The sequence below is a fragment of the Phenylobacterium sp. genome, from assembly GCF_016793225.1.
Classification (GTDB): Bacteria; Pseudomonadota; Alphaproteobacteria; order Caulobacterales; family Caulobacteraceae; genus Phenylobacterium.
Genome location: NZ_JAEUMN010000141.1, coordinates 1 through 1,979, shown reverse-complemented (window position 1 = coordinate 1,979; position 1,979 = coordinate 1). Strand labels below are relative to the sequence as shown.

General features: G+C 70.0%; 1 protein-coding gene and 2 pseudogenes. All 3 read right to left on the bottom strand.

All coding sequences use genetic code 11. From position 1 onward, the window contains the following. Positions 1–159: pseudogene (locus tag JNK30_RS16230) on the bottom strand (4-hydroxythreonine-4-phosphate dehydrogenase); the annotation flags it as partial. 10 nt (positions 160–169) lie between these two features. Further along, positions 170–1,525 (bottom strand): peptidylprolyl isomerase, encoded by a 1,356-nt coding sequence (locus JNK30_RS16225; protein ID WP_293483721.1) that lies wholly within the window; start codon positions 1,523–1,525, stop codon positions 170–172. 45 nt (positions 1,526–1,570) lie between these two features. Beyond that, positions 1,571–1,979: pseudogene (locus JNK30_RS16220) on the bottom strand (LPS-assembly protein LptD); the annotation flags it as partial.

The window sequence follows — 1,979 nt, the reverse complement described above, 5'->3', positions numbered from 1 at the left end:
GGCCGCCGACGACGTCGGCGCCGCCGCGACGGCCTGGGCGTCGCCGACGACGAAGAACACGTGCGGCTCCGTGCGTAGGGCCCGCCACGCCTTGACGATGATTTCCGGGCCGATGCCGGCCGGATCGCCGAGCGTCAGCGCGAGCGGGCCCCCGGTCACAAGGCCGCCGTCACTTCTGCTCGATGGTGGCGGAGTTGCGCAGGTCGCGCATGTAGCGTCGGGCGATCATGCTGAGCTGCTGGCCCCGGAGGCGGCGCTCGATCTGGTCCTTGTCGACCTGCGCCTGGCCGGCGTTGCGCCGCCCGCAGACCGCCACGAGGTGCAGGCCCGCCGTCGTGCGGATGGGGTCGGAGATCTGCCCCACGTCAAGCTTCTCGGCCGCCTCCCGGAACTGGGGCGCGAGGTCGCTCACCTCGGCCTCGCCGAGGTCGCCGCCGATGACGCCCGCGACCGTGCCGGCCGTGGCCTCGATGGTGGCGCAGTCCTTGATCTGCGGCTTGAGCGCCACGAGCTTGGCCCGTGCCGCGGCCTCGTCCTCGGCGCTGGCGCCCTGGGCGAGCGGGACGGCGGCCTGCTTCAGGCTGACCAGGGTCGTCGCGCCGCCGGCGCGCTTCTCGCGCAGATAGACGATGTAGACGCCGTCCTTCACCGCGATGGGCTGCGAGAGCTGGCCCGGCCGCATCTGCTCGAGCACGCCGGCGACTTCGGCCGGAACCTCGCCCGGGCTCACCCAGCCGGCGTCGCCGCCGTTGGCGGCGGTGGGGAGGGCCGAGAACTGGCGGGCGACGGCGGGGAACGGAGCGCCCTGCTGCATCTGGGCCACCAGCTGCTGCGCGCCGGCCATGGCCTGCTGCAGGCCGCCGACCCGGTTGGCGTCGATCAGCACCTCGGAGATGGCGTACTGCGGCTTGGCGGCCTGCGCCGCCAGCAGCGCCTGGGTGGCGGCGATCTGGTCGTCGCCGACCCGCAGACGGCTGCCGTAGCGGCCCTGGATCCAGCGGCCCCAGCTGATGTTGGCGCGGATCTGGTCCTTCAGCGTCTCGGGGCTGATGCCGCGCGACGTCAGGTAGCCGATGAACTGGTCACGGCTCATGTTGTTCTGCTGCGCCATGCCGTCGATCTCTTCGAAGACCTCTTCGTCCTCGGCGACGATGTCGATCTTCTGCTCCCGCTCGACGCGGCGCAGTTCCTGGAACTGCAGGGTCTCGTCGACCAGGGAGATCAGCGCCTCGCGCTGGAACTGGGGCAGGTTCTCCTGCGTCGGCTGAATGCCGGACGTGGCGATCAGCAGCCGCATCCGCTGTCCCAGGTCGTAGGTCGAGATGATGTCGTCGTTGACCACGGCGGCCACCGATTCCGAGAGCCCGGTGGGCTGCGGGACGGGGGCGGGCGCTGCGGTCTCGGGCGGCGCGGCGCGCACCGGCGCATCGCTCTGTTGCGCGCCCGCCGGCGCGGCGCCCAGGATCGCCAGCGTGCAGGCAAGCGCGGTGTTCCGCGCTGTCGGGCCCGTCAGATAACGCATCATGGACGAGAGTCTCTTCCTTCGTGGGACCGCATGGCAGACCCCATTCTACCTGCCATTGAATGACCCGCCCAATGTGGCGAGGGTTAGGCGCACGGAAACCGATTCACTGGGTAGCAGACGCCCGATGATCGTGTCTTCGCGGCGATAGATCACATCCACCCGCAGGCATTCGTCGCGGTAGAAGACCCCGACGTCGCGGATGACCCACGAGTCCTGCGACAGGTCGCGGTTGCCGTAGAAGCTGACGCCGTAGTTCTTCGACAGGTAGATCTCGCCGCCCAGGTCCAGGTTCTCGCGCTTCGTGCCGTTGATATCGAAGTCGTCGGTCAGGTAGCGGACGAAGCCCGAGCCGTACTTGTTCGAGGTGTTCAGGCCGGCTTCCAGGCGATGGACGTCCAGGGTGTCGTTGTCGAGGCGGGCCCGCGCGAAGACCGACAGGCCGCGGATGGGCTGG

Coding starts and splice junctions, on each gene's coding strand:
- JNK30_RS16225 (WP_293483721.1), bottom strand. CDS start 1,525: ATGATGCGTTATCTGACGGGCCCGACAGCGCGGAACACCGCGCTTGCC.